The sequence below is a fragment of the Myxococcus sp. AB036A genome, from assembly GCF_006547355.1.
GTDB lineage: Bacteria > Myxococcota > Myxococcia > Myxococcales > Myxococcaceae > Myxococcus > Myxococcus virescens.
Genome location: NZ_VHLC01000151.1, coordinates 1 through 16,132 on the forward strand (window position 1 = coordinate 1; position 16,132 = coordinate 16,132).

The 16,132-nt window shown below is 66.3% G+C and carries 8 protein-coding genes and 1 pseudogene; 4 read left to right on the plus strand and 5 right to left on the minus strand.

The features are described from left to right. The first annotated feature begins 98 nt into the window (after positions 1-98). Positions 99-1,436: a glutamate--cysteine ligase gene (locus FL344_RS35810; protein ID WP_011555757.1), complete on the plus strand. Its 1,338-nt coding sequence runs from the start codon at positions 99-101 to the stop codon at positions 1,434-1,436. A 12-nt stretch (positions 1,437-1,448) separates the two neighbouring features. On the opposite strand, the gene FL344_RS35815 is transcribed toward FL344_RS35810, so the two are convergent. From FL344_RS35815 to alaS, 5 genes and pseudogenes are all read right to left on the minus strand, one after another. Continuing rightward, positions 1,449-2,075, minus strand: coding sequence for a hypothetical protein (locus FL344_RS35815; RefSeq protein ID WP_228565616.1), 627 nt, complete (start codon positions 2,073-2,075; stop codon positions 1,449-1,451). A 160-nt stretch (positions 2,076-2,235) separates the two neighbouring features. Continuing rightward, positions 2,236-3,969 (minus strand): Hsp70 family protein, encoded by a 1,734-nt coding sequence (locus FL344_RS35820; RefSeq protein ID WP_141621684.1) that lies wholly within the window; start codon positions 3,967-3,969, stop codon positions 2,236-2,238. A 1,845-nt stretch (positions 3,970-5,814) separates the two neighbouring features. Beyond that, positions 5,815-6,111 (minus strand): annotated as a pseudogene (locus FL344_RS39580) (TIGR02266 family protein); the annotation flags it as partial. Continuing rightward, positions 6,108-6,761, minus strand: a complete 654-nt coding sequence (locus FL344_RS35830; RefSeq protein WP_141594174.1) for a DUF4352 domain-containing protein — start codon at positions 6,759-6,761, stop codon at positions 6,108-6,110. The pseudogene FL344_RS39580 and the gene FL344_RS35830, both read right to left, overlap by 4 nt. Then, positions 6,758-9,454 (minus strand): alanine--tRNA ligase, encoded by a 2,697-nt coding sequence (gene alaS / locus FL344_RS35835; RefSeq protein WP_141621681.1) that lies wholly within the window; start codon positions 9,452-9,454, stop codon positions 6,758-6,760. Before alaS ends, FL344_RS35830 begins: the two co-directional genes overlap by 4 nt. A 948-nt stretch (positions 9,455-10,402) precedes the next feature. Here alaS and FL344_RS40170 point away from each other — a divergent pair. The 3 genes from FL344_RS40170 to FL344_RS35850 form a co-directional block, all read left to right on the plus strand. Then, positions 10,403-11,536, plus strand: coding sequence for a cytochrome c peroxidase (locus tag FL344_RS40170; RefSeq protein WP_194863375.1), 1,134 nt, complete (start codon positions 10,403-10,405; stop codon positions 11,534-11,536). A gap of 272 nt (positions 11,537-11,808) precedes the next feature. Beyond that, the gene (locus FL344_RS35845) at positions 11,809-13,995 is read left to right on the plus strand and encodes an IPT/TIG domain-containing protein (RefSeq protein ID WP_194863376.1); all 2,187 of its coding nucleotides are present in this window, start codon (positions 11,809-11,811) and stop codon (positions 13,993-13,995) included. A gap of 5 nt (positions 13,996-14,000) precedes the next feature. Then, positions 14,001-16,132 (plus strand): kelch repeat-containing protein (locus tag FL344_RS35850; protein ID WP_305021787.1); only part of this gene is annotated, 2,132 nt, incomplete at its 3' end.

The window sequence follows — 16,132 nt, forward strand, 5'->3', positions numbered from 1 at the left end:
GCTGGGGGGAGATGGTGGGGAGGGTGGAATGTGGGCTCATAAAGGCCAGTGCGCAAATCCGGGCGGGTCGAAAGGTCTAGGTTATATAGGGCGCGCCCATGTCACTCGACCTCAAGCGCGCGGCCTCAGAGCCCATCTCCTCCGTCGACATGCTGTTGGCTGGATTCCGAGCCGCCGAGAAGCCCAGCGGTGCGCACCGTCTGGGGCTCGAGCATGAGAAGTTCCTCTACCCGGTGGGCGCCGCGGAGCCTCCGACCTATGAAGGTGAGCGGGGCGTCGGCGCGCTGCTGAACCGGGTGGCCTCGGCGGGCTACACGCCGTTCCGGGAGACGCCGGAGTCGCCCGTCATCGCGCTGCAGCGCGGTGGCGCCACCATCTCCCTGGAGCCCGGCGGCCAGGTGGAGCTGTCCGGAAGCCCCTTCGTCACCGCGCGCGAGGCGCATGCGGAGAACCTGACGCACCTGTCGGAGGTGTCCTCCGCCGCGAAGGAGCTGGGCTTGCGGCTCGTGTTCCTGGGCTACCGCCCCTTCGGTACGACGGCGCAGATGCCGTGGATGCCGAAGACGCGCTACCTCATCATGCGCCGCACGCTGCCGGAGCGCGGCCGGCTGGCGCTGAACATGATGTTGATGACGTCCACCGGCCAGGTGTCCCTGGACTGGGCGGACGAGGCGGACTGTGTCCGCAAGACGGTGGTGGTGGCGCGGCTCGCCCCGCTGATGAATGCGTTGTACGCCAACAGCCCCATCGTGGAGGGCAAGCCGTCGGGTTACCTGTCCTTCCGCAACCGCGTTTGGGACGAGGTGGACCCCACTCGATGTGGTTACCTGCCCGCGTTCTTCGACGGCTCGTTCTCGTATCGCGCCTATGTGGAGTGGGCGCTGGACGCGCCGCTGCTCTTCCTGCGGCGCAACAACGAGTACCTGTACCCGAAGCTGACCTTCCGGCAGTTGATGAAGGAGGGCTTCGAGGGCAAGCCGCCCGACCTGAACGACTGGACCGACCACCTGTCCACGCTCTTCCCCGAGGTGCGGCTGAAGACGGTGATCGAGGTGCGCGGCGCGGACTGTGTGAATCCCGCGATGACGGGAGCGCTCGCCGCCCTCTGGCGCGGCATCCTGTACGACGCCACCGCGCTGGAGGAGGCCGAGCGCCTGTTGCCGAAGCTGACCTACGCCGAGCACCTGGCCTTCCACGACACGGCGCGGCGCGAGGGACTGGGCGGCCGGCTGGGTTCACAGGAGCTGCACCGCCTGGCGGCGGAGATGCTGGCCATCTCCCGCCGGGGCCTGATGCGGCTGGATGCGCAGGATGCGCCCCTGTTGGACGCGCTGGACGCGGTGGCCGCGTCGGGGCGCTCGCCCGCGGTGGCGGTGCTCGAGGCGTGGGAGAAGAATCCCCGCCCCGAGGCGCTGCTGGACGGCTTCAGCCTGTGACGTGGGGGCGGGCTAGAACTGCCCGCCAATCATCACATTGCCGTTGAAGAGACTGCCTTTCTCGTCGGCGTTGGTGACGGGGTTTCGGAGGAGGCCCTCCCCGCCGACGAACCGGTACGTGGCGCGCGCTCCGGCCACCATGTTGCCGAAGCGGTAGTCCAGGCCCGCGGCCAGCGGGAGCTCCGTCTGCCAGTCGTTGTTGTAGAAGCGGTCCGCGCCGTCCGAGGGGTTGAGGTAGCTCAGGCCGACGCCCGCGCCGACGAAGGGGCGCCACTTCTCGTCGATGAGCGGTCCCGCCTTGGCGAGCAGGGTGGCGTTGTGGCGCCAGACGCCTTCGCCATCGCCGTTGTTGCGCAGGCGCGAGTCGTCGATGGGGAAGCGCTGGCCTTCGTAGCCGACCTCGACGCCGCCGTACTGCCAGGGATAGGCGCTGGCGTTGATGCCCAGCAGCGGGCCCACCTGGGTGTTGCTGCCGAGGTCGCCGGTGAAGTCGCCGAGGCCCAGCCGGACGTCGACGCCTACCAGCGGCCGCTCCTCGACGCGGAGCCGCTCGCCCACCTGCTGTGCCTCGATGGCGAAGGCGGGTCCCGCCATGCCCAGCGCCGCCGTGGCGACTCCACCCACAATCGAACGTCGCATCGCATTCCTCCCCGGAAAATCAGTCACCGGAAAGCTGGCCATCTGTCGCCATGGCTACAGAGAGAGCCGCAGGGACGCACGGTGGCCTGGATGGCCGCGGGCGCATCGGCCCACGGGGCGAAGGACGCCGTGACTTGTGCGCGGATGAGCGAGGAGGGGCTCAGCGGCGGCCGAAGAGCTTCTTCAGTCCGGACAGCACGCCACCCGGGCGTCGCTCCGGCTCAGGGACCAGCGGCGAGCGGGCGATGAGCGCGTCGTAGGTCGCGTCGTCCAAGTGCTCCGTGGCCAGAGACACCACGTGCCGCTTCACGCCAGGCAGGGTGGCTTCGAGCGACAGGGCCCCATCGACTGAGAGCGTGAGGTGCAGTTCCACCTCACCCGCGCGCTCCACGTTGAGAGTGAGCCGGCCGAGGTACTCGGCTTCGGACGTCTGCGTGGCTGCCCCCTGGAAGAGGGCCAGCTCGAGTGGACCCGGTACAGTGGGGAGCACCAGCGTCTTGGTGGCAGGTAGGCGGGTGTTCCGGTCGAGGACGCGGCGCAAGGTGCCACCGCGCTCGGCGACGGCGAGCGGCGAGGACAGCACCTCGGAGACAGTGGCCGCGGGCTTGCCGGCCGCGGCGAGCAGGAGCCCCTGTCCGAGCAGCGCGGCGCCCAGGGCCACGCTGCCTCGAGTGTCCACGTCGTCGCGCACGCTCACGCCCAGGCTCTCTTCGAGCCGGCGGCGGACCAGGGGAGCGGCGCTCTGCCCGCCGACGAGGAGCACCGCGTCCAGCCCCTGGGGGGAGAGCGCGTTGGATTCGAGCACGTCGCGGACCACGGTGGTGACGCGCTGGGCGAGGTCGGCGGTGAGGGCTTCGACTCGCTCCCGGTTGATGGGGGGCACGGTTCCCGAGGGGAGGGCGACGTCCACCTGCTCCTGGCTGGAGAGGGCCACCTTCGTGGACTCGGCGGCGGTGCGCAGGGGGGCCCAGTCGAAGGGGTGGTCCGGCTTGGGCACACCCTGTTCCGAGAGGTCGCTGGCGATGGCCTCGGCGATGCGCGCATCGAAGTCCATACCGCCGAGGGTGGCGTCGCCTCCGGTGGTAATGACCTCGAGGTCATCGCCTGTGACTTGCACCACGCAGACCTGGAGACCGCCACCGCCCAGGTCCACGACAAGCACCCGCTTTCGCGCGAGCCCTCGGCCATGTGCATACGCGAGCGCCGCCGCCGCAGGGGCGATGAGGATGCGCTGGGCATCGAGCCCCGCGAGCGTGGCGGCTTCGCGAAGGGCCGCGCACTGGCGGTCGGTGAAGTGCGTGGGGGCGCAGATGACGGCGCGGGTTGCCTTGCGGCCCAGGTGCGTCGCGGCGGCATGCTTCAGCTCGCGAAGCAGCATGGCCGTGAAGAGCGTGGGTGAGATGACGCGGCCTCGGACCTCCACGGCGGAGTCCCCATTCGTGTCCGTGGTGACGGGGAAGGGGAGCAACGGGGCGAGCCAGCGAAGTTGCGGAGAACGCGGCTTCAGACCCAGTAGCCGCTTGAGACCGGAGATGGCACGGCGGGGGGCACGTTGGCCTTCCGTCTGAGCCGTGGTGCCGACGACGAGGTCGCCGGTGCCGTTCACCGCGATGAGTGCGGGAAGGTCTGTGGTGGTGGTGCCGGGGAGGGGAATGAGCTTGGGCATCCCGTCCTGGACGACGGCGACGCGCGCATGTGAGGTGCCCAGGTCGATGCCCAGCACGACCTCGGGGAGCGCGGGCGTCGAGGCCGGCTGGGGAATGGGGACTTCGAGCAGGGCACGGCGGCGGTTGCGTGGCACGTCCGCGTCCTGAGGGACGGGGGGCGTGGGCTCGGATTCGGTACGGGCTGGGGCTGCTTCCGTGTTGGACAGAGAAGCTTCATCCGAGGCCACGCCGGGGCGCACGCTTTCGGGATCGGCGGTGCGCCCATGCGGCTCGGCAGTCGCATGTGTCGGCTCTGGTGGTGGACTCGACTCGGCCGAGGGGGCTGCACTGGCTGCCGCCTGGGGCGGTGTGTCACCTGATGTGGAGGCGTCCTGCGAACGCTCAGCGGACTTCGCACCCGGAGCGGAGGGCGCCGTCTTGTCGACGCCAGGTGCGCTCGGGAGCGCGGCAATCGTCCGTGCGGATGATGCCTCGCCGGGAGCACTGCCAGACGGGTCATCCGTGTTGGTCGTCGTCGTAGATTCGGACGCGACACCCGGGCCACTTTTTTCGGTGGTTGGTGCTGCTGCTTGGGGCTCGGTAGCTGCCTCGTTGCTTGCCTCGGCGACGGGCGCATCGCTCAGTGGTGACGTCGCGGCGGGGGGCTGAGTGGTGGATGCGTCGCCTGCTTCGGCGTCGGACTGGGCACGAGGGCGCGCGGCCGTCGCGGACGCCTCCGGGGATGCTACGTGACCTGCCTCGACGGTGGGCTCGACGCTTGTGGTCGAAGTGGCAGTTGGCGTTTCAGTCGGTGATGCGTCGCCTGCTTCGGCATCGCGCGTTTCGCTCGCGGGCGCCGCCGTCCCGGAGGATGTCGGGGCTGCTTCGTTGCCCTCGTCGGTGTCGGGCTCGACGCTTGTGGTCGATGCCTCTGCGGTTGCTTGAATCGTGGATGTATCGCTGCCCTTGGCGGTGGGCTCGGAGCTCGTCGTCGCAGATGTCGCGGAGGGTTCCGTGGCTGCTTCGTTGGCGGGAGCAGTACCCGTAACTGGCGTCGTCGCGGAGAGTTCCGCCGTTGCAGGCGTGCCAGTTTCCGCGACGATTGGGGTGTTCGCCTGAGTGACAGATGCTCCGTGGGGCGCCGCTGCATTTGCATCCGTCGCCGGCGCGGAAGTTTCGTCACCGACGGCTTCGTCGAGTTCTGCAAGCGCCGGTCCACGAGGACCAGGCGGGGATACAGGGAGCGCGGAGGTGGGAGGCTCGGCGGCTGCATGCGCATCCTCGCCTGTCTCCAACTCGGGCGGGACACGAAGCTGCGTTTGAGGCGGCTCCTCTGGCTCGCTCGAGGCCAGCGCGTCGGAGGCTTTCGCCGTCAGGTCCGGAGTCGCGGTAGCTGTCGGTGCAGTGCCGGAGTCGGTTGACGAATCCTCCGGGACGAGAGGCGCTTTGGCGGGCTCACCGAGGCCGTGTCGCGCGGCTACTGCATCCGCATTACTGCCTTCATCCTCGGACGCCGCGAGGCTCGCGGTGATGGCGAAGTCGAGCCCGTCACTCGAATCAGCTTCAAAGCGCGGAGCGACAGGTCCCGGACGCGTGTCCGCGTCTTGTTCGCTCGGTGCCCCTGATTCAGTGAAAGCAACTCCGCTGAGCGCGTCAGAGGCATCAAGTGGGCCCGTGTCCGCCGCACCGGACACCGCATGCGCGTCCGTGCTGGATGCAGGTTCATCCGACACTTGCTCGGACTCTGAGGACGGAGCCGCCGTGCCGGAGTCCGGCACTTCCGCGTGTGCGTCATCATCCGCCGTAGCAGCCTCGGAACTGGGCGTGAGTTCCGGCACTGCCACCGTGCTCACAAGAGCAGCTCCGTTGGCAGCTGCCGTGTCAGGAACTCCCGTCGGCGTGCCTTTGACGCGCGCATCCTCCCGCGAGGGCTCACGGGGGGGAATCGAGGCACGCACCGCATTCGAAACCTTCGCGCCGGGTGTGCGGCGAACGAGTCCCGGAGGTGGCGCGGGTGCAGGGGCCGGAAGAGGGGGCGTGACCTGGGCGGGAGCTTGTGGCTCCACGCTTCCGGTGCGTTTCGACACCACCCGGTCGATGAGCGCCTTGCTTGCTGCGTCCAGCTTCACGAAGCGCACCGTCATGCCGGTACGCCCGCCCACCGCGTCCACCTGGGCCTTCACGACGACGCCTTCGCCGCGAAGCAGGCGTGCCCCATCGGCAAGGACGAACTCGAACGCCAGCCCGGTACCTTCGGGCTTCATGGCGCGCGTGGCAACGAACACGCCACCGCGCGCCACGTTCGAGCCGTACTTGTCGATAAACTCCTCCTCCGTCGTGTACGGGAGGCGGATGCGAAGCGGGAGGAGCTTGGACGCTGTCCCGCTCATTTCAAGGGAATCCGCACATCCCCCCCGGAGCCCTGAAGCAGCAGGTGCAGCCCGTCGTCCCGAAGGGCCTCCGGAGGAAGCTCGAACAGGAGGACCACGTCGGTGCGCTCGTCTGGCGCCCAGGTGCGCCGAAGGGGGCGGGTGCCCCCGACGACCTGGGCATCCCGGGCCACGGTGTACGACTGGCCTTCAGCCCCGAAGAGCTTCGCCCCGTCCAGGTCCAGGGTGAGCGGCGCGCCGCCCACGTTCTGCGTCATGAGTTGCACGCGGAAGAACAGGTCCTCGGAGGTCAGGCTCACCTTCCCCGAGCCCTTCACCGAGTGCGACGCGTCCAGTCCGGTGAGCTTCACGGACAGGGTCTCCAGGCGCACGGCGTCGTTGGGGGCGGGAAGCTCCCATGCGCGTTCGGTGGGGACGTTGATACCCGCGGCCAGGCCCGCGAGGTTCGCGTTCGGGTCTCCGCGCGTGGCCTCGGGGCCCTGGGAGGGACGGCCGCCCTGGTTCACCCGGTCCACTTCCTGGCGGAGCTTCTGAAGCGTCCGGTCGTCACCCGTACCCGCGTAGTCAGGCACGGACTCCTCCTTGCAGCCACCCAGGACGAGGGCGGCCGCCAGGAGTGCCACGGAAGCGGAGGCCCGGTGGTTCATCACGCGGTGCCCACGCCCTTCACCAGCTCGTACAGCTTCTCCAGCGCCGCGGGGAGCTTCGAGGCATCAGGGCCGCCAGCCTGGGCCATCTCGGCCTTGCCGCCGCCCTTGCCGCCGACTTCCTTGGCCATCTCGCGCACCAGCGCGCCGGCGTTGATGCCCTTGGCCACGACGTCCTTGGTGGCCGCGACCAGGATGATGGCCCGGCCGTCCTTCTCGCCGCCGATGGCGACCACGCCCGAGCGGATGCGGTCACGGAGCTGGTCCGCCATGCCGCGCAGGACGTTGTCATCCGCTGCGTCCACCTGGGTGGCCAGGACCTTCATGCCATTCACATCGCGAGCCTGCTCCAGCAGGTCCTTGCTGCTGGCCGTCTGCGCCTTGACGGCCACTTCCTCGACCTTGCGCTCCAGTTCCTTCACGCGCTTCTGGGTCGCCTCGACGCGCTTGGAGACTTCCTTCGGGTTCGACTTGAGCAGCTCGGCCACCTTGCGCAGCTCGTGCTCCTGCTCGCGGACGTACTGGAGCGCGCCGATGCCCGTCAGCGCGACGATGCGGCGCACTCCGGACGCCACGCCGCTCTCGCTGGCAATCTTGAACAGGCCAATGTCACCGCTGCGGCGCACGTGGGTGCCGCCGCACAGCTCGGTGGACTCGGGGTGTACGGTGACGACGCGAACCGTCTCGCCGTACTTCTCGCCGAACATGGCGACGGCGCCGGACTTCTTCGCGTCCTCCAGGCTCATGATGCGCGTCTCGGCCCCCGCGTTGTCGCGAATCCAGCCGTTGACCAGGTCCTCGACCTGCTCGAGCTGCGCGGACGTGGCGGGCGAGAAGTGCGCGAAGTCGAAGCGCAGGTAGTCCGGCGCTACGACGGAACCCGCCTGCTTCACGTGCTCACCGAGCACGAGCTTGAGCGCCTTGTGGAGCAGATGCGTCGCGGAGTGGTTCGCACGGATGGACTTGCGGCGCTCCGAGTCCACGCCGGCCTGGACCATGTCGCCGACCTTGAAGGTGCCCTCGGAGACTTCCACCGAGTGGACCACGAGGCCCGGCACGGGGCGCTGCGCGTCGGTGACCTTGGCCACCGCCTTGCCGCCGTGGCCGACGATGCGGCCAGTGTCGCCCATCTGGCCACCGGACTCGCCGTAGAACGGTGTGCGGTCCAGTACGAGCTCCACCGTGTCGCCTTGCGCGGCCTGTGTGACTTCGGCGCCGTCCTTGACGATGGCCCGGATGCTGCCTTCACCTTCGTGTCCCTCGCCCTCATAGCCGAGGAACTCCGTCGTCCCGAGCCGCTCCGCCAGCTTCAGGTAGACCTCACCCGTGGCCTTGTCGCCAGAGCCCGCGAACTTGTTCTTGTCCGCCTCTTCCTTGAGGCGCTCCTCGAAGCGGACCAGGTCCACGTCGAGGCCGCGCTCCCGGGCGATGATCTGCGTGAGGTCCCACGGGAAGCCGTAGGTGCCGTGGAGCAGGAAGACGACGTCGCCGGAGAGCTGCTTGCCGCCGGCCTTCTGCAGCTCGGACAGCTCCTCCTCGATGAGCTTGAGGCCGCGGCTGAGCGTCTGGCGGAAGCTGGTCTCCTCGTGCCGGCAGACCTCCAGGACGAAGGTGCGGCTCTCCCGGAGCTCGGGGTAGGCGTCGCCCATCAGCTCGATGACGCGGTCGACGACCTTGAAGAAGAAGACGTCCTCCAGGCCCAACTGCTGGGTGCCGTGCCGGATGGCGCGGCGCATGATGCGGCGCAGGACGTAGCCGCGGCCCTCGTTGGAGGGCTGGACGCCGTCCGAGATGAGGAACGCCGCCGCGCGGCTGTGGTCCGCGACCACGCGCTGGGACGCGCCAGACTCCTGCGAGTAGGGCTTGCCGCACAGCTCGCTGACGGTGGCGAGGATGTTCTGGAAGAGGTCCGTCTCATAGTTGGACCGCTTGCCCTGGACGACGGAGGCGATGCGCTCCAGGCCCGCGCCGGTGTCGATGGACGGCTTCGGCAGGGGGATGAGAGGGCCGTCCTTCTCCTTGCGCTCGAACTGCATGAATACGAGGTTCCAGATTTCGAGCCACCGGTCGCAGTCACAGGCGACGCCCTGACACTTCTTGCCCTCGGCCTCTTCGACACAGGGGATGTCGTCGCCCTGGTGGTAGTGGATTTCGGAGCAGGGGCCGCAGGGGCCGGTGTCGCCCATGGCCCAGAAGTTGTCCTTGAGGCCGAGCTTGTAGAGGCGCTCGGCGGGGACGCCCTGCTTCTTCCACAGCTCGTAGGCCTCTTCGTCCCAGGGGGTGCCGCCCTCGCCGTTGAACACGGTGACGGCGAGCCGGTCGGTGGACAGGCCGAGCGTCCGGGTGACGAACTCCCAACCGTACGCGATGGCGTCGGCCTTGAAGTAGTCGCCGAAGGAGAAGTTCCCGAGCATCTCGAAGAACGTGTGGTGCCGGGCGGTGAAGCCGACGTTGTCGAGGTCGTTGTGCTTGCCGCCGGCGCGCACGCACTTCTGCGACGTGGTGGCGCGGCGGTAGTCGCGCGTCTCACGGCCGGTGAAGACGTCCTTGAACTGCACCATGCCCGCGTTGGTGAACATCAGCGTCGGGTCGTTGGCGGGCACCAGGGAGGAGGACGCCACACGGCGGTGGCCGCGCTCCTCGAAGAATTTGAGGAACGCCTCGCGGATCTCGGAGGCGGTCAGGGCGGAAGGCATGGTGTGGGTATATGCCACAAGAGGCGGCTTCGCAGGAGTTCTTGGAGGTTGCATGAGGTGCCGGACGACCCCGGGAACCCGGGACTGACCCGGTCGGTGGCTTGGGAGGGGGGCTGGCGGGAAGGGCGAGCTGCTGTTTCCGGAGGGGCCTGACACGCACCGCGAGCGAAATCGTGCAGAGTGGCCCATCCAGTTCCACAGACGGTAAATCCCGCAACGTGGACGGCCGCGTGCGGCGTACACACGACAACCGAGCTCCTGTGAACCGAAGTCATGCTGCTGGTAGGAGCCCGCTGGGTCTGCCCAGACCTCGCCAATGAGGCGCTGGTCCATTAATTGCTCAACGCAACAACTTGCGAAGCAGTCTGTCGGCTACTTGACCGTGCTTGCCAGTGAATGAGAAGTGACGCCTGCGTGCTGACCGTAATGGGACAGGCGGGGACCATGTATATGAGGTGGAAGAAGCGGGGGGCGGCAGGAACAGTTTTTGATGCCGTGAGATTGTCGAACGGTGGGCACGAGTTGCCAGAAGGCAGCGTGGAAGTGACCAAAGTAAGGTGGCATGCGGTAAGGCATTGCAGGTGCCAGGGTTCTAATCCGAGTGCTTCGACGATGAGGCGCTGCCGAAGTCGGACACCACGACTGTTGCTCCTCAGTCAGTCAGATGGACTTCTCGTGGAGAGATGTATTTCGTCTGGCACCGGGTTTCAAACTCTGCTCTGGAGCGAAGGTGACAGGTCACTCTCATCCTCAATTGGGGAGATGCTGACTGTACCTAGGTGGCTCCCACGCAATCGACCGCTTCCGTAGCTCTCATGGCAGTAGGGCCTCGAACGGGTCCGTTAACGCCTATTGATGGCACGAGAAAACCGTCGGCCCTGTTCTCGCTTGGGTAGCGAATGGTCGGTCCTGCGAATTTCTCATCCGAACCTTTGGGGGATATTGGGGATGGATTTGCCTTTCTTTCGTTTTGGAGTGCTTGAGTGGACTTTGGGGAGATGGGACAGGGATGGCGCGAATGTGAAAAGAAAATCGTGGCAGGCTTTGTGTCTGTCTTCCAGGCGCCTCGTCTGTTTGGTATCGGTATGGGGACTGCTCGTTCCGTCTTTGGACAGCGGCGCCGAGCCGCAGCCATCTCCGCCAGACGAAAAGGCCTGGGCCTCCCTGGGGGCTGCTCTCTTCATCGACACGTCCTTGAGCGCAGATGGCAAGGTGGCTTGCGCGACTTGCCATCCACCTGATGCCGCCTTTACAGACGGCAAGCCTGTCTCACGGGGTGTGTTCGACCGCACCGGTACTAGGAACGTACCCAGCCTGTGGGGCCTGGCCTCGGCCCGTGAGTTTTTCTGGGATGGGCGAAGGGCCTCATTAGAGACGTTGATGTTCGATCCCCTTACGACCGCCGAAGAGCATGGGATGGAAGGAGAGGAAGCTGTCATTTCATCTGTCCAGGCTCGATATTCAGCGGAATTCGAGCGACTCTTTCCTGGAAGGGGGGCGACGCGGGAAACGGTATCTAGGGTGCTCGCGGCCTATGTGCGCCAGCAGGTTCCTCCTCCCTCGCCGTTTGAGCAGTTTCTTAGTGGGGACGCGCAGGCACTTCGTCCGGAACAGCGAAGAGGGTTCGCGCTCTTCACAGGCCGGGCGGGCTGCGCGCGCTGCCACCCGCCCGAGGGCGGAGCCTTCACGGATGGGTCGTACCATGCCGGTGAGATTTCCGCGGCCCTCGTAGCTAAGCAGGCGGGCGCGGCTCGAGAACTGGCGCTGCTGGACCCTGGCGCGCGGCGGGCGGCTGTCTCTGCGCGCGCAGAAGTGGCGGCGCTGGGGCGATACGTGGTGACCCTGAGGGCTTCTGACCTGGGGCGGTTTCGTACGCCGTCCCTCCGCAACGTAGCCGTAACGGCGCCGTACATGCGTGACGGCAGTGTTCCCACGCTGATTCAAGCCGTTGAACGAGAGCTGTATTATCGCCTGCCTGAGGGGCTTCAGGTAGGAGACATGACCCCTTCCGAGCGCTCCGACATTGTGGCTTTTCTCCATTCGCTGACCAGCCCCGCTGCTTCGACAGGGATTGGCCGGTAACACTTTCGTCCATCCAGCCCATTCCAAGCTAGGAGTCGTTCTTGAAGCGAACTTTCTGGGAGAGCTGCGTTCGCGCTCTCTGGTGTGTCCTTGTGTTGTCCGCGTGTGGCGGTCCACCTGCATCTCAGCCAGGAACGGAGACCCGGTCCAGTGCTCTGGGGGACGCAGGGCCTCCAATTCAGTATGTCTATGACGAAAGTCGGCGTCTGGTAGGCGTCTATGACGGGGCGGGCGCCAGCGCTCAGTATGTTTATGACCCAGGGGGAAACCTCTTGGAAATTAAGCGCCTATCCGAAGCGGAGCTGGGGCTCTTCGATTTTACTCCCAACGCGGGCCCTCCCGGGGCGGATGTGATATTGACGGGGGTGGGCTTCAGCCCGGCACTGGTTGGCAACACGGTTCGTTTCAATGGCGTGGATGCCATCGTGTCTGCGGCGAGTCCGCAGCGACTGGTGGTGACGATTCCGGCGAGCGCAACAACGGGGCCAGTGAGTGTGACCGTGGATGGGGCGACGGTCCCGAGCCATGAGGACTTTATTGTTACGAGTCCCGTACTTGGCCCCGTCATCACAGGTTTCTCTCCAGTGGGAGGCCCGGTGGACTCAGTGGTGACCATTACAGGGAGTAACTTCGACCCCGACCGTCTTTTCAATCGAGTCTTCCTCGGAGACATCCAGGCCTCGGTGCTGACCTCCTCCGCATCACAGCTGGAGGTGAAGGTCTCTCAATTGGGCGCGACGGGCGCGATTCGGGTCTCCACTCCTTCAGGGCGAGCGACGAGCTCCGAGGACTTCCTAGTGCTCCCCGTGGGGGCGGTTCCTGCGATGACAGACACCAGACTCCAAGCTGAAGTCGGCGGGGCGTCGAGTGCTGTGTCCCTGGCGGACTCAACGCGTAAGGCGGTGTTGAGCTTCTCCGTGCGGCAGGGGGAGCAGGTAAGTCTCGTGGTGACATCGGTGGTCCTGGGGGGAGCGAACCAAGCGACGCTGGTGGTCCATGATCAAATGGGCGGGCAGGTGGGCAACTTTAGCCTTGCGGCAGCAGGCGGGGTCTTCGACATTCCGATGGCTACCAGGGACACCGTCTACACGCTCGTGGTGCGACTCAGCGGCACGACAACGGGGTTTAATGCGTCTTTCGCATTGGTGCGTGCTGTGCGCGGCATGCTGGAGAAGGACGGGGTATCGGCAACCTTCACGGGACAGGTAGGCCAGAATGGCATCTATGAATTCAGCGGCATGATGGGGGCGCGCCTGGGGCTGGGGGTGACGAGTGTCAGCACTACGCCTGCCGGAGGGGGCGCTGTCATCAGGCTGCTCAAGCCGGATGGCACCCTATTGGTTGATTGCAGCAGCTTCTACGTGCCAGGGAACTGCGACGTGCCGGTGTTGCCGATGACGGGCACATACAGCCTGACGGTGAATCCATCAGGGACGGTGACGGCGACGGTGGGCCTGTTGCTGTCGACGTCGCTGGGAGACGTCCTCACGGTGGATGGCCCCGCTCACACCTTCAGCACTGCGCGGGTGGGCCAGGATGGCTTCTACACCTTCTCTGCCAACGCGAATTCCAACCTGACGCTGCTAATCACAGGCAACAGTTTCGGCAGCAACACGTTGGTGCGCATCCTGAGGCCTGATGGCGCGCAGTTGACGAGCCAAACCACGGGCTCCGCCACTGGCTACACGGTGGACTTCACGCCCCCAACGACGGGCACGTACGGCATCACCGTGGACCCGTACCAAGCCAGCATCGGCCAGATGACGCTCCAATTGGTTGAGGAGGCCAGCGGAAGCGCGGGCACCGTCGATGGGGTGGAGACGACAGTGGTCCTGAATGCAGGGCAGAACGGCCGTTACACTTTCAGCGGCACGATGGGGGCGCGACTAGGGCTGGGGGTGACGAGTGTCAGCACTACGCCTGCCGGAGGGAGCGCTGTCATTAAGCTGCTCAAGCCAGATGGCACCCTGTTGGTTGATTGCAGCAACTTCTACGTGCCAGGGAACTGCGACGTGCCGGTGTTGCCGATGACGGGCACATACAGCCTGACGGTGAATCCATCAGGGACGGTGACGGCGACGGTGGGCCTGTTGCTGTCGACGTCGCTGGGAGACGTCCTCACGGTGGATGGTCCCGCTCACACCTTCAGCACTGCGCGGGTGGGCCAGGATGGCTTCTACACCTTCTCTGCCAACGCGAATTCCAACCTGACGCTGCTAATCACAGGCAACAGCTTCGGCAGCAACACGTTGGTGCGCATCCTGAGGCCTGATGGCGCGCAGTTGACGAGCCAAACCACGGGCTCCGCCACTGGCTACACGGTGAACTTCACGCCCCCCACGACGGGTACGTACGGCATCACCGTGGACCCGTACCAAGCCAGCATCGGCCAACTCTCCTTGGGAATAAAGACCGCGGGCGCTCCCTCGGCACCAGCCCAAGCGGATGTCCGGAAGTGACCTTCATGTCCTCCCTGATTCAACCTGGAAAGACCATGCCTCAAATCAGACGTGTACTCGCGGTCGCCTGCCTCGCCCTGCTGGGCGTGATTACCGGCTGCGCGGAAGAAGTCCCGTTCGCTGCGGTGCCCGATGACCTCATGCAACCGCTGACCGTGGTTAGGCCTCCAGTGCGAGTGGATCGCGGTGCAACGCGCTTGCCGGACGGGCGCTGGTTGTTTCTAGGGGGCGAACAGCCGACACGTGACGCGGAGCTCCTGCCGGAGACCGGTGTCCCCGAGCCGCTGGAAAATGGCCTGGTGTTCGCGCGCTCGCATCCGACTGCGACGGTGGTTCCCGATGGCAGGGTCTTGGTGGTGGGGGGACGCGATGCGGCCGGACGGCTACTCGGCACCGCCGAATGGTTTTCCGCAGACACTCGGACCTTCACGAGCGCGATGGAGCTCCGGACGGAGGCGCGTGCGCGCCACTCGGCTACGGTGTTGACGGATGGCCGCGTGCTCTTCACCGGAGGGGAGACAGTGGATTCACGGGCTAGCGATACCGCGGAACTCCTAGATTCAAGGACCCTCCAGGTGACGCGGCTCTCCTCCCGCATGCAGGTGGCCCGCGCGGGCCACACTGCGGTGCTGCTGCCGGATGGCCGCGTGTTGCTCTGGGGCGGTGACGCGTCGGGCGCGGTGCCCACTGCGGAACTGTTCGATCCGGTCCGGGGCGAGTTCGTCCGAGTGGATGCCGCCGAACGTGACAGGCTGCCGAATTCGAACTCCTCAGCGAGGATGGCGGGCTCGCTTCCCGTAGACGGTGCGGCCGCAGTGCCGGTGGACACCCTGCTGGCAGTGCGCCTGAGCCAGCCCATGTCCCAGGATGGTGAGACGGCCGTCACGCTGATGGGGCCTGTGGGCGAGGTGGCTGGTGACCATACCCTCGCGGAGGAAGGGCGGTTGCTCTTCTTCCGTCCCTCGCAGTCGCTGCTGCCGGCCACTATATATACGCTCTACGTCGAGGGGTTGAAGACCCAAGCAGGGCAGGTTCTGCCCCTCACCTCGGTGGGCTTCACGACCGCGAGCTTGGCATTGGGCGAGGGACGGCCGGACGTTCGCCTTCCTCGGCCACGGCCCGGCCGCGCCAGGGCGACAGCGCAGCCGGTGTCCCTGGTGCGCCCATCTGAGATGCGGCGCCCGGACGGACGCTACGAGTGGCGCGCTCCCGAGCGACCTTTCTTTGATAATGGGGAAACGTGGTTGCCGGGACCGGAGAATTTCATGGGCGACTGGCGTTCAAGAGAGCCCCAGGTGCCTCCGGTGGAGCCGCTCACGGCGGCTTCGGGTGTCACTGCTCTGTCCGGGCGCGTGCTGCGCCTCAATGGCAAGCCACTTGCGGGCGTACGCATCGTAGTGCGCGGTATTGCTACTGTTACAGATTCCCAGGGGCGCTTCCTCTTGGAAGGGCTTAATCCGGGAGGGCAGACCCTGGAGGTCAATGGCCAGACGGCCAATCACGGTTCGACCCGTTATGGCCTTTTCTTCATGCATATCGAAATTCGGGAAGGAGTCACCAACCCACTGGGACACACCGTGTGGATGCCCCGGTTGGATCCCCAGGGTACGGTCGCCATCCCAAGTCCCACGACGGAGGAGGTCGCGGTGACGACACCCGCTATCCCGGGGCTTGAGTTGCGGCTGCCGCCGGGAACAGTAGTGCGTGACCGCGCGGGCAACTTGTTGACCGAGATCAACATTACCCCGCTGCCCATCAACCAAGCACCTTTTCCCCTGCCTAATCTGGAGATGCCGCTCTACTTTACGCTCCAGCCAAGCGACGCACGCTTCGAAGGGCTATCGCCCGGCTTCAGCGGCGCGAAGCTTTACTACGCCAACTACCGGGGCGAACTTCCCGGAGCGAAGGCTAACTTCTGGAACTACGACGCGAATAGTAGTGGCTGGTATGCCTATGGCCTGGGCAGTGTCAGCGCGGATGGGCGCCAGGTGATTCCGGACGATGGCGTTGCCCTCTATGGCTTCGTCGGGGCTGGATTCAGCAACCCCGACGTTCCTCCGCCTCCCGTGGGCGGTGGTTGCAACACCGAATGCTGTGCCAACGGAGAGGGCGGCGAAGGCGGCGGCGGGGACTGTGG